Source organism: Brachybacterium sp. AOP24-D1-21 (genome assembly GCF_052378665.1).
Classification (GTDB): Bacteria; Actinomycetota; Actinomycetes; order Actinomycetales; family Dermabacteraceae; genus Brachybacterium.
Map to the genome: position 1 here is coordinate 732990 of NZ_JBQSXX010000001.1, position 20600 is coordinate 753589.

Here is a 20600-nt window from a genome sequence, read left to right on the forward strand (position 1 = left end):
GTGCAGGGTGCCCCATGCGTGGGGCACCCTGCACTGCGTTCAGGGCCGACCCATGCGCTCAGGCCGCCATCAGAAGAGCGCCACCAGAACTTGGTCTCTCGTGAGGGTTGAACGACTGTGGCGCGTTCAAGACCTCGTCAGAGACAGAAAAGTGGTGGCCCATAAGGTAAGACGGGCCAAGGACCGGCTCAGAGCACCGAGGCGAGGAAGCCCTGCAGCCGTTCGGACTCGGGGTGGTCGATGACCTGCTCAGGGGTGCCTCGCTCGAGGATGCGGCCCTCGTCCATGAACACCACCTGGTCGGCGACCTCGCGGGCGAAGCCCATCTCGTGGGTCACCACGACCATGGTCATCCCGTCGGCCGCGAGATCCTTGAGGACGGTGAGCACCTCGGAGACCAGCTCCGGGTCCAGGGCGCTGGTGGGCTCGTCGAAGAGCATCAGCTCGGGGTCCATTGCCAGCGCGCGGGCGATCGCGACGCGCTGCTGCTGACCGCCGGAGAGCTCGGAGGGGTAGTGGTCCGCGCGGTCGGCGAGGCCCACGCGCTCCAGCAGTGCCCGCGCCTTCTGCTCGGCGACGGCCTTGGGGAGGCCGCGCACCTGCCTCGGCGCCTCCATCACGTTGCCGAGCGCCGTAAGGTGCGGGAACAGGTGGAAGCGCTGGAAGACCATGCCGATGCGGGAGCGCTGGGCGGCGATCTGGGCGGAGGTGAGCTTCTGCCAGCGGCCGTCGGGCAGCGGGTCGGGGGCGTAGCCCTGCACCACGTCGTCGATCAGGACCCGCCCGGCGGTGGGCTCCTCGAGCTGGTTGATGCAGCGCAGCAGGGTGGACTTGCCGGAGCCGGAGGGCCCCACCAGCACGGCCACCTCGCCGGAGCGCACCGTGAGGTCGCAGTCCTTCAGCACGTGCAGGTCACCGAAGGATTTGTGGACGCCCTCGACCTGGATCACGGTCCGGGGCTCGGCGCTCACGGTCCGGGGCTCGGCGTCAGTGCTGCTGGTGGTGATGGGATTCTGGGGCTTCTGGCTCATCACAGCTCCACCTCCGGGAGCGGGTTCTGCGGGGTGGTGCCGGCGCTGTTGACCGCCGCCTGACGGGAGCGCCTGCTGCGGCCGGTGGTCGGGGTGCGGTCATCGAAGCCTCGACCGAAGTGCTTCTCGAGGTAGTGCTGACCCACCATCAGCACGCTGGTGATCGCGAGGTACCACAGCGCGGCGACGATCAGCAGCGGGATCGGGGTGAACAGCTTGTTCGCGATGCCGTTGGTGGCGAAGGTGAGGTCGAGGGTGAACGGCACCGCGAGCACCAGCGAGGTGGTCTTGAGCATGCCGATCGTCTCGTTGCCGAGCGGCGGGACGATCACGCGCATCGCCTGCGGCACGATGATGCGGCGCAGGATCTTGCCGTTGCTCATGCCGAGGGCCTTGGATGCCTCGGTCTGCCCCTTGTCCACGGAGTTCAGGCCGGAGCGGATGATCTCGGCGAGATAGGCGCCCTCGTTCAGGCCCAGGCCGATCACGGCCGCCCAGAAGGCGGTGAGCAGGTCACGGGTGGAGAAGCTCAGCAGTTCGGGTCCGAACGGCACGCCGATCACGATCTTGGGCACGATCACCGTGAACAGGCCCCAGAACACGAGCTGGGTGTAGACCGGGATGCCACGGAAGACGAAGATGTATGCCCAGCTCACACCGCGCAGCACCGGGTTGTCGCTGCGGCGCATCACTGCTGCGGTCAGCGCCACGACGGTGCCCAGCACCATCGACAGCACCGTCAGCAGCAGCGTCCAGCCGACGCCCTGGATCACCTTGACGTCCAGCAGGTAGGTGGCCACGGTGCCCCATTCGAGCACCGGGTTGGTCACCAGGAACCAGATCAGTCCCAGGACCAGCAGGGCTGCGATGACGGCGGAGATCCAGGTGCCGGGGCGCGGGGCGGCCTTGGCGCGGATCGGGGAGAAACGCTCCGTCGCGGGCGGCGGGGCCGACGGGGACGGGGCGGGGGTCTGGGTGGTGCTCACGGCTGGGGGTTCACTTCCGCGGTCGGGATCAGGCCTGCTTCATTGCCCCATGCAGCGAGGATGCGCTCCATGTGGCCGGCGTCGATGAGGTGCTGGACGGCGGCGCGCAGGGCCTCGGCCAGCTCGGGCTGGTCCTTGGCGACGACGATGCCGTTCAGCGCCGATTCCTCGATCTCGCCGATCTCCTCGAGGGTCCCGCGCGAGCGGGCGATGGCGTAGGCGGTCACCGGGGAGTCGGCCATCAGGATGTCGCCCTTGCCGCCGGCGACGTTGGTCGCCGCATCGGAATTGGACGCATAGGCGAGCAGGTCATACGCCTCTGCGCCTCCGTCCCGGCACTCCTGGGAGCGCTCGATGGAGAGCTCCTCCTGGTAGGTGCCCACCTGGAGGGCGACCCGCTTGCCGCAGAGGTCGTCGGGATGGATGCCATAGGGGTTCCCGGCCTTCACGGCATAGGAGATGCCGGCCTGGAAGTAGGAGACCATGCTGACGGCCTCGAGCCGCTCCTCGTTGACGGTGAAGCTCGACATGCCGACGTCATAGGTGGAGCCGACGGCGGGGATGATCTGCGCGAACACCGCAGCCTCGGTGCGGGTGGTCAGCCCCAGCACCGCACCGATCCCGGCAAGGATGTCCATGTCGTAGCCGATCGCCTCGCCCGAGGAGCCCACGAACTCGCCCGGGGCGTAGTTCAGGGCCGCGCCGTTGACGAGCTCACCGCGCTCGCGGATCTCTGCCGGGACCAGCGCGGCGATCTCGGGCACCTCGGCGATGCCGGAAAGGTCGACCTCCGGCACGGCGTTGGACTCCGCATCCAGGCGCTCGGAGGCGCGGGTGCAGGAGGCCAGTGCCGAGGTCAGCACAGCCGTGGCCAGGGCCAGGGGCGCGGCGCGCAGCAGGGTGCGCCGTCGGGGGCGAGAAACAGTCACCGATGAATAGTATTCATAGGTTTGCATGGAAACAAGTTGCTGTCGCGCGATTCACCAGGGGCGTGACCGGCGGGGCCCAGCCGCCCCACCAGCTCAGCCTCCCAGCAGCTCAGCCGCCCCACCAGCTCAGCCGCCCAGTGCCATCCCGCCGGTGGTGGTCGCTACCTCGTCCTCGGCGTCCTCCGCCCCGCTCCCGGCGAGCTCCGACTCGGCGTCGATATCCACCGCCGCGCCCTCGAACTGCGAGCGGTACAGGCGGGCATAGGCGCCGCCGACGGCGAGCAGCTGCTCGTGGTCGCCCTGCTCGACGATGTCGCCGTCCTCCATCACCAGGATCAGATCCGCATCGCGGATGGTCGAGAGGCGGTGGGCGATCACGAAGGAGGTGCGCCCGGCGCGCAGCGCATTCATCGCCTTCTGCACGAGCACCTCGGTGCGGGTGTCCACGCTCGAGGTCGCCTCGTCGAGGATCAGCAGGCTGGGCCGGGCGAGGAAGGCACGGGCGATGGTCACCAGCTGCTTCTCACCGGCCGAGAGGGTGGTCTCGTCGTCGTCCACGACGGTGTCATAGCCCTCGGGCAGCTGCCGGGCGAAGTCGTCGACGTGGGTGGCGCGGGCCGCCTCGATGACCTCGTCGTCGCTCGCGTCCAGGCGGCCGTAGCGGATGTTCTCCATGAGCGAGCCCTTGAACAGCCAGGTGTCCTGGAGGACCATGCCGGTGCGCTCGCGCAGCTGGGCGCGGGTGAGGTCGCGGATGTCGATGCCGTCGATCGTGATCCGGCCGCCGTCGACCTCGTAGAACCGCATCACGAGGTTGACCAGAGTGGTCTTGCCCGCGCCCGTCGGCCCCACGATCGCGACCGTGTGCCCGGGGTCTGCGACCAGCGACAGGTCGCGGATCAGCTCGCGATCGGGGCTGTAGGAGAAAGCGACATGTTCGAACTCGACGCGTCCCTCGCCGATGCCGGCCGCGGCGGTGTCCACCGTGCTCTCCGGCTCCTGCTCCTCGGCATCCAGCAGCTCGAAGACCCGCTCGGCGCTGGCCACGCCCGACTGCAGCATCGTCGCCATCGAGGCGACCTGGCTGAGCGGCTGGGTGAACTGGCGGGAGTACTGGATGAAGGCCTGCACGTCGCCGAGGGTGAGCTGGCCGGAGATGATCCGCAGGCCGCCCACGATCGCGATCGCGACATAGCTGAGGTTCCCCACGAACATCATCAGCGGCATGATCAGCGAGGAGACGAACTGGGCGCCGAAGGTGGCGCGGAACAGGGTCTCGTTGCGCTCCTCGAACCGGGCGGCGACCTCGTCCCGTCGGCCGAAGACGGTCACCAGGCCGTGCCCGGTATATGCCTCCTCGACCTCGGAGTTCACCACGCCCGTGGCGTCCCACTGCTGGGCGAACAGCTTCTGCGCGCGCTTGCCGACGACGCTGGTCAGCACCAGCGCCACCGGGATCACCGCGAGCGCGATCAGGGAGAGCTGCCAGGAGATCGTGAACATCATGATCAGCACGCCGAACACGGTCAGGATCGAGTTCACGAGCCCGGTGACGGTGTTCATCAGGGTGTTCTGGATGTTGTCGATGTCGTTGGTGACGCGCGAGAGGATCTCCCCGCGCTTCATCTTGTCGAAGTAGGCCAGCGGCAGCCGGTGCAGCTTCTCCTCGATGTCGCGGCGCAGACGCGAGACCATGCGGTAGATGATCCGGTTCAGGGCGATGCCCTGCAGCCACATCAGCAGTGCGGAGACGGCGAAGAGGCCGACGGCGAGGCCGAGCGTCTGGTACAGCGCATCGAAGTCGATGCCCACCCCGGGGGTGAGGGTCATGCCTGAGAGCAGGTCAGCGAACTGCTCCTCGCCCTCGGCGCGCAGCTGCGCGATCACGTCCGCGGGGTCGGCCCCCGCGGGCAGATTCTTCGAGAGCAGGCCGGTGAAGATGATGTCGGTGGCGCGGCCCAGGATCTTGGGGCCGACCACGCTGAACGCCACCGAGATGACGCCGACGGCGATCGCGAGGAACAGGTAGACCCGCTCGGGCCCCATCTCCCGCAGCAGACGCTTCGTCGAGGGCCAGAAGTTCTTCGCGCTCTGACCGGGCCGCAGCCCGCGGGCGGCGTCCTTCTCGGCGGCGATCTCCGCCGCGGTGGACGCCTCGTCCCCGGCGGGGGTCGCAGGAGCCTGGGAGCCGACGGGGGTCGCGGGGTCCTCAGGACGCTGAGGAGTGTTCTTCGGAGCAGTCATCAGGCCACCTCCTCCTCGACGCCCTGCGAGCGGACGATCTCCTGGTAGGTCTCCGAGCCCTCGAGCAGCTCGGCATGGGTGCCCTGATCGATGATCCGACCGTTGTCCAGCACCAGGATCAGATCCGCGGCGGTGATGGTCGAGACCCGCTGGGCGACGATCAGCATCAGGGCATCCTTCGTCTCCGGGACCAACGCGGCGCGCAGCCTCGCATCGGTGGTGAGGTCCAGCGCGCTGAACGAATCGTCGAACAGGTACAGGGACGGTTTCGCGACCAGCGCCCGGGCGATGCACAGCCGCTGCCGCTGCCCGCCGGAGACGTTGGTGCCGCCCTGCGCGATCGGGGACTCGAGCTCCGTGGGCATCGACGCCACGAAGTCACGACCCTGCGCGACGGTCAGCGCATGCCAGAGGTCCTGTTCGTCGGCCGTCGGATCCCCGAACCGCAGGTTCGAGGCGACCGTGCCGGAGAAGAGATAGGGCCGCTGCGGGACCAGGCCCACCCGATCCCAGAGCACCCGCGCGTCGAGATCGCGCACGTCGTGCCCGTTCAGCAGCACCCTGCCCTCGGTGGCGTCCATCAGGCGGGGCACCAGGTTGATCAGGGTGGTCTTGCCGGCGCCGGTGCCGCCGATGATCGCGACGGTCTGCCCGGCGCGGGCGGTGAAGGAGATGTCCTCGAGCACTGGACGCTCGGCGCCCGGATAGGTGAAGGAGACCTGGTCGAAGGTCAGCTCGACCGGGCCCTCGAGGTCGCGGATCCCGTCGGTGCGCTGGTGGACGCTGGTCTCGGTCTCGAGCACCTCGGTGATGCGGTCGGCGGAGACCATCGCGCGGGGGATCATCATCGTCATGAAGGTCGCCATCATCACCGCGATCAGGATCTGCATCAGGTAGGCGATGAAGGCGGTGATCGAGCCGATCTCCATCTGCCCCGAGTCGATGCGCGGCGCGGCGACCAGCAGCACCATCACGCTGGAGACGTTCAGGATGAACATGATGATCGGGTTGATCAGGATCATCAGCAGCCCGATCCGACGGTTCAGGTCGGTGAGTTGGTCGTTGACCACCGCGTAGCGCTCCCGCTCGCGGTCCTCGCGCACGAAGGCGCGCAGCACCCGGATGCCGGTGATCTGCTCGCGCAGCACCCCGTTGATGTCGTCGATCTTGCCCTGCATCTGCTTGAACAGCGGCGCGGCCTTGAAGATCAGGATGCCGACGGCGATAAGCATCACCGGCACCATCACCGCGATCAGCCAGGCCATCCCCGGCTCCACGCGCAGCGCCAGGATCACGCCGCCCACCCCGGTCACCGGGGCCTGGACCAGCATGTTCAGGCTGAAGAAGACCAGCATCTGCACCTGCTGGACGTCATTGGTGGAACGGGTGATCAGCGAGGGGGTGCCGAATTCGGCGAGTTCGCGCGGGGAGAAGGAGCTGACACGCCCGAACACCGTCGAACGCAGATCCTTGCCGACCCGCATCGCGGAGCGCGCGGCGAAGTAATTCGCCACCACCAGCGCGATGATGTTGCCGAAGGAGATGACCAGCATCAGTCGGCCGAGCTGCCAGATCACGGGCACATCAGGCTTGGCGACACCATCATCGATGATGTCCGCGTTCAGGGTGGGCAGGTAGAGCGCAGCCAGCACGCCGACGATCTGGAAGAGCACCACGAGGAGCACCCAGATCCAGTACGGCTTCAGGCCCCTCAGCACCAGGCGCAGCAGGGTCACAGGATTCCTTCCGAAGGGCCGACGGCGCCGGGCACGGACCTGTCGACCCGGGAAGCATAGGCTTTCCCGGCGTCTCACCGCATCCGACTTAGGGCGGATCCGCGCAGGGCGGAACAGTCGGACGGAACGGTGGGGTGGAACCGGGATCCGGGGCCGACGGGCGGGGTCGGGCGCGCGTGCGCGACGGTCGGACGCCCGTGGACGGGGACCGGCCGCACGTGGCGGCGACCACCTCTCCCCCTGCCCGCCCAGAGGTGTCGTCTACCGTGGGGCGGGTGAATCGACCAGTCCAACGCCTCATCATCATCGCGCTCGCGGTCCTGCTGGTGGTCCCCCTCGGAGTGATGGGGATCGGTCAGCTGATGGGGCCGGGCGCTGAACAGCAGACGGCCGAGAACTCGCAGAGCGCTGAGAGCCCGGAGGACCGGCCGACCGCGGACCCCGCCGCGCAGCCGCCGCGCCCCGAGCTGCCCCGCCCCGCCGAGCCCGCCGGACTCACGGAGCAGAGCGCCGAGGGCGCACAGGCCACACTCACCTACCTGCTCGAGTCCTACGACTACATGATGAGCAGCGGCGATGTCTCCGTCTGGGAGGACTCCATCGATCCCAACTGCCAGGTGTGCGTGAGCTTCCTCAGCAATGCAGAGACGCTCGCCGCGCAGGGCGGCTATCTCGTGGACGGGGCCTTCGTGATCCACTCGACGTCCTTCGAGGGCACCGGCGAGCCTCCGGCCACCGGGACCGTGGTCGCCGACTTCGCCCAGGAGGAGTCCATTCTGGTGGACGACCCGGACCTGCAGGCCACTCAGCTCACCGAGGTGACCGGCCAGCTGATCGCCACCATCGCCTGGGACGGTGAGCGCTGGCGCATCACCGACATGAGCATCGCTCCTCCGGCCGATGAGACCGGCGGGCCAGTCGGGCCCTCCGACTCCGGCGGGGCGAGCGGCGCAGGCGGGGCGGGAGGCTGAGCCCCAGGCTCCACGCTCCGCCAGCCCACTGAACCTCTCGTCCGCCAGCCACCCTCTCCACGCCTCTCCCACCCCTCTCTCCACCACTTTTTGGGCACCTCTCTCCACCCCTCTCTGGGCGCCTCCCTCCGCACCTCTCTTGGCTACTGGCAGGTATCCCCTCTGAACTGTCACTTCGGGGCCCTCTCACCGACAGCTGAGAGGGGATGCTCCGGACAGATCACGTCGATCCCCTCTCTACTGTCGCCTGCACGCTCGCCAAGCGACAGCTGAGACGGGACGCCACGTCACACCCGGTCGTCACGCCCTGGTGGGCTCCCTTGCCCTCAGCCTCGCCCTGGGCTGTGCTGGGCTCGGCTGGGCTGGGCTGGGATGGGCTGGACTGGGCTGGGCTGGGCTGGACTGGACCGGGCACCTGTCCAGGGTCCGTTCCTCCCCAATCCGGGAATGTGGATGGCGCAGAGGCACTGCCCACCTCCGAAGGCACCCTGAGGACATGACGCCTCGACCGGCTCCGCTCCCCGCCTCGCTTCAGTGGCGTGTCTTCACCCGCACTGAGGCACTTCGCGCGGGGGTCTCCCCGGAGCGCCTGCGGCGCAAGGACCTCACCGTGCTCCGGCCGGGTTGCTCTCTCGCACGGGCTGGAAACTCACGGAGCAAGACATCGCCGCCGCGATCTGCCGGGAGGACCCGGCTGCCGTAGTCGTCGGCCTCTCCGCCGCGCGGATGCAGAGCTTCCCGCTCTCTCTCGACCCAGAGTCCTGGTCATCCAGCAGTCCGGTGCACTTCTCCATATCCGGTGGGCGTGCGGGTTCCGATGAGGTCGTCCGCTGGCACGAGTTCGTCCTCGATGCCGCTCAGGTGCGCTCGGCGAGGTACCGGCTCGCGCCGGAACCTGACGGTTCCGAGCTCCCGTTGGCACAGGTGCGGTTGACGACCCGTGCCCGGACCTGGCGTGATCTGGCCGCCGCACTCCCCCATTTATGGCTGGTCGCGATCGGAGATCACCTGGTGCGGATTCCGCGTCCCGGCCTCGAGCAGGGGAGAACCGAAACCTGGTGCACGATCGAGGAGCTGCGCCAGCTCTGCACCGGCCGTCATGCCGCAGCGCTGCGTCGGGCTCTCGAGGACGTGCGCATCGGCGCCGGCTCCCCGCGGGAGACTCTTCTCCGCATGGCGTTCGCCCGCGCGGGGCTGCCGACGCCGCAGCTCAATGTCCCGCTGATCGGGACGGACGGGGTGTCGCGTCATGAGCCGGATTTCCTCTGGCCCGAGTATCGCGTCTGCGTCGAGTACGAGGGCCAGGGAAAGGGAAAGTTGCAGGGTCACAACGACCCGAAGCAGATCGAGAGGGACATCGAGCGCGCTCGCCGTGCGGCCCAGGCGGGGTGGCTGGAGGTGCGGCTGTACAGCAAGGACGTCGGCGAGGACTGCGCGAGCGCCCTCCGCATTGTCCGCGAGGCGCTGTCCGCCCGTGGGTGGCGCCCATAGGTGGCGGACTCCGTTCGTACGCACGGCGCACCCACCCGCGTCGGCGACAGGGTCGGGGTCGGCGAGGGCGACGGCGACGGGGTCGGCGACGGGGTCGGCGACGGCCATCCCATCGATCCCCTCTCTGCTGTCGCCGGAGCACTTGCCAAGCAACAGCTGAGAGGGGACCGGGGGTGATGCCTACGTCCTGGGGTGATGCCTACTTGATGCCGCTCATCATCACTCCACGCACGAAGTACCGCTGGAGGAAGATGAACACGAGCAGGGCGGGGATGAACATGACCACGGCCGAGGCCATCAGGGTCGCGAGGGAGACGTTCTGCTCCTGGAGGCTGTTGAGTCCGACGGTGAGGACGTAGTTGTCGGGGGACTGCTGGGCGACCAGGGGCCAGAGGAAGTCGTTCCAATGCCACAGGAACACGAAGGTCCCCAGGGTCGCGAGGATCGGTTTGGTCTGGGGCAGGATGATCGACCAGTAGACCCGCAGCTCTCCAGCACCGTCGATCTTCGCCGCGTCGATCAGCTCATCGGGGATGTCCTGGATGAACTGACGCATCAGGAACATCGCCTGCGCGTTGGCGACGGTGGGCAGGATCAGGCCCCACATCGAGTCCAGGCCACCGATCTGGCCCACCAGCAGGTACTGCGGGATGATCGTGAGCTGGTACGGGATCATCAGCATCGCGATGAACACCCAGAAGATCACCTCGCGGCCCAGGAACTTCTTCTTCGCGAAGGCGTACCCGGCCATCGAGGCGAACAACAGCACCAGCACCACCGAGACCACCGCGTAGATGGTGGTGTTCACCGCCCAGCGCGGGATGTGAGAGCTGCGCAGCGCCTGCCGATACGCCTCCAGCGACAGGTCGGTGTTGAAGAAGATGTCGGGGACCTGCACCGGGATCCCCGGGTGCAGGGAGATGATCACCATCGCCAGGAACGGGAACAGCGTCACCAACCCGATCACCGCGAGCGGGATATGGATCAGATGCTTCCGGGCCCGCACTCCCAGCGGTGCCCGCCGGCGCAGCCCCGGCCCGCGACGCCCGCCAGCACCTGCAGCGCTCGAAGCAGTGGAAGTGTTCGAAGTGGTGGAAGTAGAGGTCATGAGTTGTTCCCTCCCACGAGGCGGCGCTGGATCAGGGACAGCACCAGCGTGATCACCAGCAGCACCACACCCACGGCGCTGGCATACCCGAACTCGAAGTATCCGAAGCCCTGGTCGAAGATCATGAAGGTCATGGTGTAGGAGCCGCGGGCAGGGCCGCCACCGGTCATCACGTAGATGATGTCGAAGGCCTGGAAGCTCTTGACGGTCTCCAGCACCAGCACGAAGAACAGCGCCGGCTTCAGCAGCGGCAGCGTGATGTATCGGAACCGCTGCCAGGCCGACGTGCCGTCCAGCTCGGCGGCTTCGTAGTAGTCCGGCGGGATCGCGAGCATCCCCGCGAGCAGGATCAGCATGTTGTAGCCGAAGCTGCCCCACGCCGCGACCAGCGCCAGAGCGGGCAGGACCAGCACCTGATGCTGGAGCCAGGAGCCCAGCTCCACCCCGAGCAGGCCGAGGGTCTCATCGATCGGGCCGCCACCGGAGAACAGCCACACGAAGATGATCCCCGAGATCACCGGCGAGGTCACCACCGGCAGGAAGAACAGCGCCCGGTAGAACGACATCCCCCGCATCGTGCGGTTGCACAACTGCGCCATGAACAGCGACAGCACCACCGACAACGGGATCGCCAGCACCGCATAGATCGCGGTGACCTGCAGCGAATGCCAGAACACATCGTCCTGGAACAGGCGCGTGAAATTCTCCAGCCCCACGAACTTGAACCGCCCCGACAGCGAGAAGTCACCCAGGCTCAGCACGATCCCGTAGAGCGCCGGGATGATGCGGAACGCCAGGAAGAACGCCACATACGGGAAGATGAACGCATACGCGATCAGCGCCCCACGGGACGTTGCCAGCTCCCGCCATGACGCCACCCGAGGCGTGACGACAGAAGGCTCGACGTCGTCGGCCGGGGTATCGGTGGTGCCGGGTGCCACGGACGTGGACATGCGGCTCCTCTCAGGACTGCGGCGCGCCGGGCACGTGGTGCTCGTGCACGTGGTGCTGGTGTGCCCGGCGCGCGGATCGGGTGTGGTCAGCCTCGCGCGAGCAGCTCGTTGACGGTGGTCTCCATGGTGTCGAGCGCCTCCTGCGGGTCCTTGCCCTGCAGCAGCACCGCCTGGATCTCGGGCTTCATCACGTCGATGATCTCCCGGGCCTTGGGGTGGATGATGCCGGCGTTGACCACGTCGAGGTACTGCTCGAACTCCGCGACCTGCTCATCGTCGTCATGGATCCCGGTGACGTCGGTGCGCGGGGAGTAGTAGACGAACTCCGAGCACACGAACTCGATGAAGTCGGGCTCGGTGAGGTGGTGGACCCAGGCGGCCGCGGCCTCGGGAGCCTCGGTGGTGTTGAAGATCGACAGTGCGCCGACGGAGCCGATCGCGACCTGCTCCTTGTACGTCAGCGGCGGCAGGATGGTCAGCGGATCCTTGAGCACCGCGCGGACCGAGCCGATGTTGCTGCCCATGCTGTACGCGACCTTGCCCTGGGCGAGGTCGGTCTGCTCGAAGGGGAGCACCACGCTGATCGGCTCTTTGGGTGCCCAGCCGTTGTCGACGATCTCCTTGACGAACTCGAGCGCCTCGAGGCCCTCGGGGCTGTTGAAGGCCGCGGTGCTCATGTCCTCGCTGAGCACCTCTCCACCGGCCTGCCAGAGGTACATGTAGTAGTTGTGGTTCAAAGTGGCGTCGCCGCTGTACTCCAGCAGGTAGTAGTCCTTCTCCTTCGCGGCGGCGCCCACGGCGCGCAGCTCGTCCCAGGTGGTGGGCCCCTCCATGCCGATCTCGTCGAGGACCTTCTGATTGGCGAAGGTCTGCGAGGCCTGCATCAGGATCGGGGCAGAGTAGAGGGAGCCCTCGTAGGTCATCGCTTCGAGCGAGGCGGGGACGAAGGCGCTGTCCCAGTCGTCGCGCAGATCATCGAGGTTCACGAGCAGGTCCTCGACGGCGAAGCGGGGCACGAAGTCGGGGTTGAAGTAGACGACGTCCGGGGCGTTGCCGCCGCTGATCGCGGTGGTCAGCTGCTCCTCGCGGTTGGCCCAGGGCTGCTGGACCACCTCGACGGTGACGTTGGGGTACTTCTCCTTGAAGGAGTCGACGTAGGGCTGGTAGGACTCGGCACTCGCGGAGTCGCTCAGCGGATAGATCCACATGACGATCGAGCCGGAGATGTCTTCCGAGCTCTCCGGCGGGGCCTCCGCGGTGTCACTGCCGCCACCACCACAGGCGGCCAGTCCGAGCGCGGCGGCGCCGGCTGCGCCGACACCCAGGGCGCTGCGGCGAGAGATTGTGTCGACCATGTCTCCTCCTTGAAACAGGCGGGTCACCGCCGGGCGGCAGGTGATGTGTCCCGGGACGTGCGTTCGGCCATCGACTCGTCGGGAGTGGCAGGGATCGACAGCGACCCGGCAACGATGACGGCAGCCGACGACGACGGCAAACGATTTCTATACGCTAGCCGGGGATGTGACCCAGGTCAACAACGAAGAGATCACGAGAGGGTCAAGCCGCGGCGGCGGCGGACTCAGCCAGCGGGGCCGTACTCAGCCAGCGGTGTCTGACTCAGACAGCGGTGCCCGGCTCTCCCGTCGGCCGATAGAGGAAGACGTCGGTGCGGTACGGGACCCCGACCACGTCCCCGGGGGCATGGCCCAGGTGCTCGTGCAGATACCAGTCGAGGTTCGCGAGCACCTTCGACCGGCGCTCCTCGGGGGCGGTGATGACGTAGCTGCGGGTGCGGGCCAGATCGATGACGTCCTGCGTGGGCATCGGGTCCTCCCAGCGGTGCAGGCTGCGCCCGGTGAGCTCGAGGCCTGGTCCGACGGTGGGCAGGAAGTCCTCGCGGTGGATGTCGCCGGCGTGCATGATCCGGGAGAGGCGATGGACCCAGGGGATCGTCACATCGAGCATGTTCCACACCAGCGCGAGCACGCCCCCGGGCGCCATCAGCCGCACTACTTCGGCCGACGCCGCTTCGGCATCGAACCAGTGCCAGGCCTGGGCGACGGTGATCAGCGCGGCGGAACTCGCGGGCAGGCCCGTGTCCTCCGCAGGGGCCACGCGGGTGGTGACGGCACGGCCAGCGAACGGGGGCGGGCCCGTCGGCCTGCGGCGCAGTGCGGTCTCGAGCATGGCGGGGCTGGTGTCCACAGCGGTGACGTCCAGCCCTCGTCCGGCAAGCGCCCAGGACAGCTTCCCCGTCCCGGCACCGAGGTCGATCGCACGCACCGCGGTACTGCCGGGAGGCGCCGCGACCTGGGCGAGGAACACGTCGAGCACGGCGTCCGGATAGCCGGGGCGCAAGCGGTCATAGTCCTCACCCTGCTCCTGAAAAGCGGCGGCGAGCGCCCTCTTCCGCTCGGCGCTGCCGAAGCGGGGCGCGTCGCGCGAGGAGATCGGGGGGACCGGCGGGTTCCGCGGATCGGACGAGTTCAGCGCATCAGGCACGACCGAATCCTAGGACCTCGCCGTCGGTGGGGAATCGCGCCCGCGCAGCACGAGCCTGCTCAGTACGTGTCCTGGGACATCCCGGCGGCGAGGGCCAGCACGGCAGTGGCGAGCGCCAGGGCGAGGCAGGGCAGCACGAGCACCCAGCCTCGCACCCCGCGTCGGCGCACGAGCCCCCATCCCCCGAGCGCGAGGGCGATGGCCGCGAGGAGGAGGGCGAGGGCACCGAGCGGCGTGAGCAGCAGAGAGGGCAGGTGCCAGTCATGATGTTCGGTGGCCACTGTCGAATCTGGCGCCGGCAAGTAGTACGTGACGCGGGCGGATTCGAAGACGAGCGCCGTGACCACGCCCGACCACGCGGCGCCGAGCGCGCCCAGCACGATCGACAGTGCAGCGAAGACGGTGCGGCGCCGCGACGTCACCCCAGGCACAGACGCCACCCCAGGCTCATGAGGACTCTCGAGGTGCTCCGCGCTCACTGCTCTGCTCCCCCGGGTCGATGGCGATTGCTGCTGCGTCGTGGGACCCGGTGGGCCGGACGCCTCGGGACGCTGCCATGGGGAGTTCTCCCCCTGGTGGCGGCCCTCTCCCCGCCATACTCTAGCGACCGAGGAGAAGGGGGACGTCGATGAACGCATTCCTCGGCGCGCAGACCGAGCAGCTTCGTGATGCCGGAGGGTCGATCGGAAGAGGTGCCGGAGACCTGGACCGGCTCTTCGAGGGACTCAGCGTCTCGATCGACAGGGTCGGATGGATCGGCGAGGACGCGGAGACGTTCCGGCAGATGTGGCACGCCCAGGTCGGACCGGCCTTCACGGCCTGCGCCGATCATCTTCGGCGCCGGAAGGACGAGCTGGCGAGCCATGCCGACGAACAGGATGCCGCCTCCGACGCCGACCCGGCTGGAGGTCCCGGGGGCGACGGGGAGGGATGGTCGCAGAGGGGTGACGGCACGTCCTCGGGATATCGGGGCGAGTCCAGCAATGAGGACGGGAGCCGGACGGAACTGCATCCCGAGGACCGGGAAGGGGACCCGGAGATACCTCCGGGGATCGAGGACTGGGACAAGTCCGACCCCAACGCGGAGAATGGGCATCACGCGCCGGACCAGGACATCGATCTCGACGACAGGCCCTTCAGCGTCGATGACATCAACCAGCGCGGCATCGGGGACTGCTGGTTCCTCGCTTCGCTCGGCGCCACGGCCCGCGCCGACCCCGCCTGGCTCCGGGAGCAGATCTCCGACAACGGCGACGGGACCTACACGGTGACCATGTATCACGAGGGGGAACCTGTGGAGATCACCGTCGAGGGCACGTTCAACGCCGCCGGAACCAAGGGTGGGGACGGCCAGCCGAACTGGGCCTCGATCTACGAGAAGGCGGCGGCGGAATACATGGGAGGTTCGTACGGAGACATCGTCGCGGACCAGCCGGAGCTCGCTCTCGAGATGATCACGGGCAACGACGCCCGCTATGCCGACGGCGCGACTCTCGAGGACATCCAGGGGTATCTCGAGGACGGTTCTGTCGTCGTCGACACGAAGGTCGAGGAGAACGGATGGTGGATCTTCGAGAGGGATCACGTCGAGGCCGACAACATCGTCCCGAACCACTCGTATGTGGTCGATGCGGTCGAGATGCGGGAGCACCCGCCCGGTTCCGGCACCATGGAGCAGATGATCAGGGTGCAGAACCCGTGGGGCCCGAATGCTCAGGTGAACGAGAATCCCGGAGGGAGCCTGTGGCTGACGGAGGCCGAGTTCCAGGAGAACTTCCGCCGCACGAACTATGTCGACGCACCGACCGCCGGAGAGTGAGGAGACGATGATGGAGTTCATCGATCACCCGCAGGGCACCCAGGCCATGCTCGGCAGCACCCTGGTGGGGATCATGCAGGTCGGACACACTGGCGAGGGGTCAGTGGTCCGGGTGATGATCCGCAGTCGGGATGGCGACCTGATCGTCACCGCCTTCGAGGGCGACGAGATCGCCATACCGGGCGATGGTTCCGCTGTCGTCGGCCCGGCCAGCGCGCCGGACGGGACCAGCGCACGATGGCGGATCGCACTGGCGCATCGGCCGTCTCCGATGCCCTGAGCCGAGGTCACGGCACGGCACGGCACGGCACGGCACGGCACGGCACGGAGCATCCGCCGCGTCAGCGCTCGCTGCGGTGCGCGACCCAGGAGCGGTGCAGCCCGGCGTAGATCCCGCCTTCGAGGGCGACGAGCTCGGCGTGGGTGCCGTGCTCGGCGAGGTCACCGCCGTCGAGCACCATGATGCGGTCGGCGCGCTCGGCGGTGGAGAGGCGGTGGGCGATGGTGATCGTGGTGCGGCCGCGGGCGAGGCCGTCGATCGCCTGCTGCAGGCGCACATCCGCCGCGGGGTCGACGGCGCTGGTGGCCTCGTCGAGCACGATGATGTCGGGGTCGGCGAGGTAGGCACGGGCCAGCGCGACCAGCTGCCGTTCTCCTGCGCTGAGGGATTCACCGCGCTGGCCGACGGGGGTCTCGAGCCCCTCGGGCAGCTCCGCGGCCCAGGTCGCCAGGCCGAGCTCCTCGAGCGCCTGCTGCATGTCCTTTGTGGTGGCGTCGGGCTTGCCGTAGAGCAGGTTCCCGGCCACCGAGGTGTCGAAGAGGAAGCCCTCCTGGGGGACCATGATCACGCGGGCGCGCAGGGAGTCGTAGGGCACCAGGTGCAGGGGGACCCCGCCGATGAGGATCTCGCCGCTCGCGGGGTCCATCATGCGGGTCAGCAGCTTGGCGAAGGTGGTCTTGCCGCTGCCGGTCTCGCCCACGATCGCGATCCGGGAGCGGGCAGGGATCGCCACGTCGATGCCGTGCAGCACCTCGGGGCCGGTGGGGTACGCGAAGCGCAGATCGCGGATCTCGATATCGAGCAGACCCTGCGGCAGCGGGGTCGCGCCGGGGACGGGTGCGCGGTGATGCCCGGTGTGGGGATCCATCGCACCGGCGGGGTCGGCGACATCGGCCGGGGTGTCGAGCACGCCGAGCACGCGCCGCCAGCCGGCCACCGCGTTCTGCGCCTCGGAGAGCATCTCGATGCCCATCCGGACGGGCTGGCTGAACAGGGAGACGAGGAAGACGAAGGCGATCACGCCGCCGGCGGTGAGGTCGGCGCCGGGCAGGTCGATGCCGAGCGCGCCGGTGCCCAGCACGATGCCGACCACGACCACCACGGCGGTGGCGAGCCCGTCGGCCGTCTCCGAGAGGAAGAAGGACGCGGACTGGGGCTTCAGCACCGCGAACTGGGCGTTGCGCACCTCGCCGATGCGTCCCACCTGGGAGGCGCGGGTGCTCTCCTCGGTGCCATAGGCGCGCACGGTGGCGGAGCCGACGAGGGACTCGGAGACGGCGCCCAGCATCTCGCCGACGTTCGTGCGCACCCTCTGGTATCGGGCGCGGATGCGCTTCTGCAGCGAGCCCATGATGACCAGGATCGGCAGGTAGCAGATCCAGACGGCGAGGGCGAGCGGCCAGGAGTAGAAGGCCATCACCCCGGTGGCCAGGACGAGCTGCATGCTCATCACCACCAGCATGATGCCGCCGAAGCTCATGAACTGGCTGACGGTGTCGACGTCGCTGGTCACGCGGGAGACCAGCGCGCCGCGCTGCTCGGTGCCCTGGGTGAGCAGGGACAGATCGTGGATATGGCGGAAGGCGCGCTTGCGCAGGGTGGCCAGGGAGTGCTCGGCCAGGCGGAACAGGCGCCGGTTCATCAGCACGTTGCAGGAGGCGGTGACCAGCAGCACCAGGGCCGCGAGGCCGGCGGCGCCGGCGACGAAGGCGACGTCGGGCGTCTCCGGGGCGATGATCCCGCGGTCCAGGATCGACTGCACCGCGATCGGCACCACCACCTTGCCGGCGGTCGCGACCACGGCCAGCAGCAGGGTGATCCAGAGCCCGCGCAGCAGCTCAGGGGTGAGCGCGAGGCCGCGGCGGATGGTGGCGATCGCCCCCTCGTCGGTGGTGGTCTCGCTGCCGAGTGCGGAGGAGCCGGGGGCGGTCATCGGTCGCTCTTCTCATCGGTCTCGACGCCGGATTCGACGGCGGGCTGCAGCTCGACGGCGGGGAGGGCGCCGGTGCGGATGGGCACCTCGCACTCGCCCTCGTCGGCCCCTGATTCCTCGTGGCGATGACGGCCGACGGCGCCGTGGATCGCGATCGCGCCGGTGACGGTGCGCTCCCGCTCGGCGGGCACGGCGACCGCGGGGTCGGGACCGTCGCTGGGCTGCGGGGCGGAGGCTTCGAGCAGGTTGTGGGAGATCGCGGCCTCGTCGTAGGCGTCGACCAGGGCGCGGTAGCCGGTGGAGCGGGTGCGCAGCTCCTCGTGGGTGCCGGTGTCCGAGACGCGGCCGTGGTCGAGGAAGACGACCTGGTCGGCGAGGGAGATGGTGGATTTGCGGTAGGCGATCAGCAGCAGGGTCGACTCGGTCATCTCGCGGCGGATCCCGTCGAGGATGGCGAGCTCGACGCTGGGGTCGCAGGCGCTGGTGGCGTCGTCGAGGATCAGCAGCCGGGGCCTGCGGGCGAGGGCCCGGGCGAGCGCGATGCGCTGGCGCTGACCGCCGGAGAGCGAGCCGCCGCGCTCCCCCAGCTCGGTGTCCAGGCCGTCGGGGAGGGCGTCGACGAAGGTCTCGGCCTGGGCGACGCGCAGCGCCCAGCGCACGGTCTCCTCGTCGAGGTCCTCGCCGAGGGTGACGTTCTCGCGCACGGTCGCGTCGAACACGAAGGCCTGCTGGAGCACGAGGGCGACGTCCGCGGTGAGGGCGTCGGCGGTGAGGGTGCGCAGCTCGGCGCCGTCGAGGCTCACGCTCCCGGTGGTCGGTGCGACCAGGCCCGCGGCCAGCAGCGCGAGGCTGGACTTGCCGGAGCCGGTCGCGCCGACGACGGCGAGCACACGGGTGCCGGCGTGCGGGTCGGCGTGCAGGCTGACGTCGTGCAGGGCATGGCCCTTGCGCACCGCGAGACTCGCGCCGTCGACGCCGCGGCCGAGGATCACCTGGGACGGGTCGTCGAGGTAGACGAAGGAGACGCGGTCGATCTCGAGCACGCCTGGGCCGTCCGGGAGCGGGTCCGGGCCGTAGGTGCGCTCGTCGGCCACGTCGAGGATCTGCTGGACGCGGCCGCCGCCGACGACGGTGCGGGAGAGGTCGCCGAGCACCCAGCCGAAGGAGCGGATCGGCAGGGACATCAGCGTGAACAGGTAGGCGACCTCGACGAGCTGGCCGGTGGTGAGGTGCCCCTCCCCGATCCGCCAGGCGCCGAGCACGGCGACCGCGAGGATGCCGAGGTTGGGGAGGGCGTCGATCGCCGGGTCGAACCAGCCGCGGATGTAGCCGAAGCGGATTCCCGTCTCCCGCAGGTCGTCCGCGGCGCGGGTGAACCGCTTCTCCTCGACGTCCTCGCGGCCCAGCGACTTCACGACGTTCGCGCCGTCGAAGGACTCGTGGGCGATCTCGGCGACCTCGGCGCGCAGCTGCTGAGAGCGCATCGCGATCGGGGTCGCGAAGCGCTGCATCAGCACGTTGAGGATGATCAGCAGGATGATCAGGGCGAGCATGACCAGCAGGATCACCGGGTCGATGCGGGCCACGACCACCGTCGCGTAGACCAGCATCACGATCGTGGACAGCGCGAAGGGGAAGGGTGCCATCGCGAAGAACGTCGCCTCGACGTCGGAATAGACGGAGCTCAGCAGGGTCCCGGTGGCCTGGCGGCGGTGCCACAGCAGCGGCACCTTCGCGTACACCTCGACGATCCGTTCGCGGTAGAGGCGGAAGAGGTCGAACTGGGTGGCGGCGGCGAAGATGCGGCGGGCCATCACGGTCACGGCGCGGGCCACGGCGATGCCGAGGATCGCGAGGCCGCCGCCGATGATCAGGGCGGGTGCCGCCTCGCCGCGCTCGAAGGAGGGCACGATGACGTGCTCGGTGACGCGGCCGATGACGGCGGAGGTCCCGATCTGCAGCAGGGCGAAGGCGACCGCGCCGAGCACGGCGAGCAGGAACCAGCGCCGCTGCTCCCAGGAGCCCTTCAGCAGGCGCTTCAGGCCCGGGATGAGGACGGCGGGGTGCTGGCGCTGGGTGGGCGCGGTCATACGGTCACGAAGTGGACGACGACCGCGATCGCGAAGGTGATCGTGGAGAGCATCGCGAGGGAGAACTCGATGAGGATGCCGGTGCCGAGCGCCTTGATCGCCACCCACGCGGAGGTGAAGCCCTGCTTCCAGTCCTTCTGGCGCAGCGCCTCGCTGACGTACAGACCGATCAGGAACCCGATCGGCAGGCCCAGGAAGGGGATCACGAAGATGCCGACGATGCCGGCGGCGATGCCCACATAGACCGGCCACATCGGCACCTCGGCGGCGTGCAGCCGTTTCCCGGTGAGGACATAGCTGGTGGTCATGCCGATCGCTCCGAAGATCAGCACGAGCGCGAAGGCGACCCACGCGGGCCACCCTCCCACCACGATCGCCCAGATCAGGGTCGCGATCACGAGGGTGATGGTGCCGGGCAGCACGGGCACGACGATGCCTGTGAGGCCCACGATGTAGGCCAGTCCGACCAGGACCGTCACGATGATCTGGACGGTCAGGGAGTCCACCACGGTTGTCCTCCAAGGTGT

At 68.7% G+C, this 20600-nt stretch carries 17 protein-coding genes; 4 read left to right on the plus strand and 13 right to left on the minus strand.

The genetic code is table 11. The annotated features are described in order from the left end of the window. Nucleotides 1-188: 188 nt before the first annotated feature. The 5 genes from ACT3UF_RS03410 to ACT3UF_RS03430 all read right to left on the minus strand — a co-directional run bounded on the left by ACT3UF_RS03410 (nucleotide 189) and on the right by ACT3UF_RS03430 (nucleotide 6926). Complete coding sequence (locus ACT3UF_RS03410) at nucleotides 189-1031, minus strand: amino acid ABC transporter ATP-binding protein (RefSeq protein ID WP_444502349.1); 843 nt, start codon at nucleotides 1029-1031, stop codon at nucleotides 189-191. Next, entirely contained in the window at nucleotides 1031-2017 is a 987-nt protein-coding gene (locus tag ACT3UF_RS03415) for an amino acid ABC transporter permease (protein WP_444502350.1), read from the minus strand. Before ACT3UF_RS03415 ends, ACT3UF_RS03410 begins: the two co-directional genes overlap by 1 nt. Next, nucleotides 2014-2946: an ABC transporter substrate-binding protein gene (locus ACT3UF_RS03420; RefSeq protein WP_442332933.1), complete on the minus strand. Its 933-nt coding sequence runs from the start codon at nucleotides 2944-2946 to the stop codon at nucleotides 2014-2016. The genes ACT3UF_RS03415 and ACT3UF_RS03420 overlap by 4 nt, the downstream gene beginning before the upstream one ends. Before the next feature lie 126 nt (nucleotides 2947-3072). Next, nucleotides 3073-5190 carry an ABC transporter ATP-binding protein gene (locus ACT3UF_RS03425; protein WP_444502351.1) on the minus strand — a complete coding sequence of 706 codons (2118 nt, stop codon included), beginning with the start codon at nucleotides 5188-5190 and terminating at the stop codon, nucleotides 3073-3075. Further along, nucleotides 5190-6926: an ABC transporter ATP-binding protein gene (locus tag ACT3UF_RS03430; protein ID WP_444608012.1), complete on the minus strand. Its 1737-nt coding sequence runs from the start codon at nucleotides 6924-6926 to the stop codon at nucleotides 5190-5192. Before ACT3UF_RS03430 ends, ACT3UF_RS03425 begins: the two co-directional genes overlap by 1 nt. A gap of 275 nt (nucleotides 6927-7201) precedes the next feature. Between ACT3UF_RS03430 and ACT3UF_RS03435 the strand changes: the two genes are divergently transcribed. Together ACT3UF_RS03435 and ACT3UF_RS03440 are read left to right on the plus strand one after the other, a co-directional pair. Continuing rightward, entirely contained in the window at nucleotides 7202-7897 is a 696-nt protein-coding gene (locus ACT3UF_RS03435) for a DUF6318 family protein (RefSeq protein WP_444608013.1), read from the plus strand. A gap of 780 nt (nucleotides 7898-8677) precedes the next feature. Then, on the plus strand, nucleotides 8678-9388 hold the full coding sequence (locus ACT3UF_RS03440) for a hypothetical protein (RefSeq protein WP_444608014.1): 711 nt from the start codon (nucleotides 8678-8680) through the stop codon (nucleotides 9386-9388). 199 nt (nucleotides 9389-9587) lie between these two features. Here ACT3UF_RS03440 and ACT3UF_RS03445 read toward each other — a convergent pair whose 3' ends face one another. The 5 genes from ACT3UF_RS03445 to ACT3UF_RS03465 form a co-directional block, all read right to left on the minus strand. Next, nucleotides 9588-10496, minus strand: a complete 909-nt coding sequence (locus ACT3UF_RS03445; protein ID WP_441445004.1) for a carbohydrate ABC transporter permease — start codon at nucleotides 10494-10496, stop codon at nucleotides 9588-9590. Next, nucleotides 10493-11449, minus strand: coding sequence for a carbohydrate ABC transporter permease (locus ACT3UF_RS03450; RefSeq protein WP_441445005.1), 957 nt, complete (start codon nucleotides 11447-11449; stop codon nucleotides 10493-10495). The genes ACT3UF_RS03445 and ACT3UF_RS03450 overlap by 4 nt, the downstream gene beginning before the upstream one ends. Before the next feature lie 86 nt (nucleotides 11450-11535). Beyond that, the gene (locus ACT3UF_RS03455; protein ID WP_441445006.1) at nucleotides 11536-12804 is read right to left on the minus strand and encodes an ABC transporter substrate-binding protein; all 1269 of its coding nucleotides are present in this window, start codon (nucleotides 12802-12804) and stop codon (nucleotides 11536-11538) included. A gap of 262 nt (nucleotides 12805-13066) precedes the next feature. Continuing rightward, entirely contained in the window at nucleotides 13067-13951 is an 885-nt protein-coding gene (locus tag ACT3UF_RS03460; RefSeq protein WP_441445007.1) for a class I SAM-dependent methyltransferase, read from the minus strand. A 59-nt stretch (nucleotides 13952-14010) separates the two neighbouring features. Beyond that, complete coding sequence (locus ACT3UF_RS03465) at nucleotides 14011-14391, minus strand: hypothetical protein (protein ID WP_441445008.1); 381 nt, start codon at nucleotides 14389-14391, stop codon at nucleotides 14011-14013. Between the two features lie 188 nt (nucleotides 14392-14579). Between ACT3UF_RS03465 and ACT3UF_RS03470 the strand changes: the two genes are divergently transcribed. After that, nucleotides 14580-15770: a C2 family cysteine protease gene (locus ACT3UF_RS03470; protein ID WP_442332007.1), complete on the plus strand. Its 1191-nt coding sequence runs from the start codon at nucleotides 14580-14582 to the stop codon at nucleotides 15768-15770. Between the two features lie 7 nt (nucleotides 15771-15777). Further along, nucleotides 15778-16050 carry a hypothetical protein gene (locus tag ACT3UF_RS03475; protein ID WP_191460191.1) on the plus strand — a complete coding sequence of 91 codons (273 nt, stop codon included), beginning with the start codon at nucleotides 15778-15780 and terminating at the stop codon, nucleotides 16048-16050. 61 nt (nucleotides 16051-16111) lie between these two features. Here the strand turns inward: ACT3UF_RS03475 and ACT3UF_RS03480 are convergent, their stop codons facing one another. Genes ACT3UF_RS03480 through ACT3UF_RS03490 form a run of 3 tightly spaced genes read right to left on the minus strand, consistent with a single transcriptional unit; the run spans nucleotide 16112 to nucleotide 20579 of the window. Next, nucleotides 16112-17983: an ABC transporter ATP-binding protein gene (locus ACT3UF_RS03480; protein ID WP_442332006.1), complete on the minus strand. Its 1872-nt coding sequence runs from the start codon at nucleotides 17981-17983 to the stop codon at nucleotides 16112-16114. Beyond that, the gene (locus tag ACT3UF_RS03485) at nucleotides 17980-20073 is read right to left on the minus strand and encodes an ABC transporter ATP-binding protein (RefSeq protein WP_442332005.1); all 2094 of its coding nucleotides are present in this window, start codon (nucleotides 20071-20073) and stop codon (nucleotides 17980-17982) included. The genes ACT3UF_RS03480 and ACT3UF_RS03485 overlap by 4 nt, the downstream gene beginning before the upstream one ends. Beyond that, nucleotides 20070-20579, minus strand: coding sequence for a DUF456 domain-containing protein (locus tag ACT3UF_RS03490; RefSeq protein WP_441445013.1), 510 nt, complete (start codon nucleotides 20577-20579; stop codon nucleotides 20070-20072). Before ACT3UF_RS03490 ends, ACT3UF_RS03485 begins: the two co-directional genes overlap by 4 nt. Nucleotides 20580-20600 lie beyond the last annotated feature (21 nt).

What these genes read in the sequence shown, in the direction of transcription:
- ACT3UF_RS03455 (WP_441445006.1), bottom strand. Translation starts at nt 12,804, where the DNA reads ATGGTCGACACAATCTCTCGCCGCAGCGCCCTGGGTGTCGGCGCAGCC.
- ACT3UF_RS03410 (WP_444502349.1), bottom strand. Translation starts at nt 1,031, where the DNA reads ATGAGCCAGAAGCCCCAGAATCCCATCACCACCAGCAGCACTGACGCC.
- ACT3UF_RS03470 (WP_442332007.1), top strand. Translation starts at nt 14,580, where the DNA reads ATGAACGCATTCCTCGGCGCGCAGACCGAGCAGCTTCGTGATGCCGGA.
- ACT3UF_RS03485 (WP_442332005.1), bottom strand. Translation starts at nt 20,073, where the DNA reads ATGACCGCGCCCACCCAGCGCCAGCACCCCGCCGTCCTCATCCCGGGC.
- ACT3UF_RS03425 (WP_444502351.1), bottom strand. Translation starts at nt 5,190, where the DNA reads ATGACTGCTCCGAAGAACACTCCTCAGCGTCCTGAGGACCCCGCGACC.
- ACT3UF_RS03480 (WP_442332006.1), bottom strand. Translation starts at nt 17,983, where the DNA reads ATGACCGCCCCCGGCTCCTCCGCACTCGGCAGCGAGACCACCACCGAC.
- ACT3UF_RS03445 (WP_441445004.1), bottom strand. Translation starts at nt 10,496, where the DNA reads ATGACCTCTACTTCCACCACTTCGAACACTTCCACTGCTTCGAGCGCT.
- ACT3UF_RS03450 (WP_441445005.1), bottom strand. Translation starts at nt 11,449, where the DNA reads ATGTCCACGTCCGTGGCACCCGGCACCACCGATACCCCGGCCGACGAC.
- ACT3UF_RS03475 (WP_191460191.1), top strand. Translation starts at nt 15,778, where the DNA reads ATGATGGAGTTCATCGATCACCCGCAGGGCACCCAGGCCATGCTCGGC.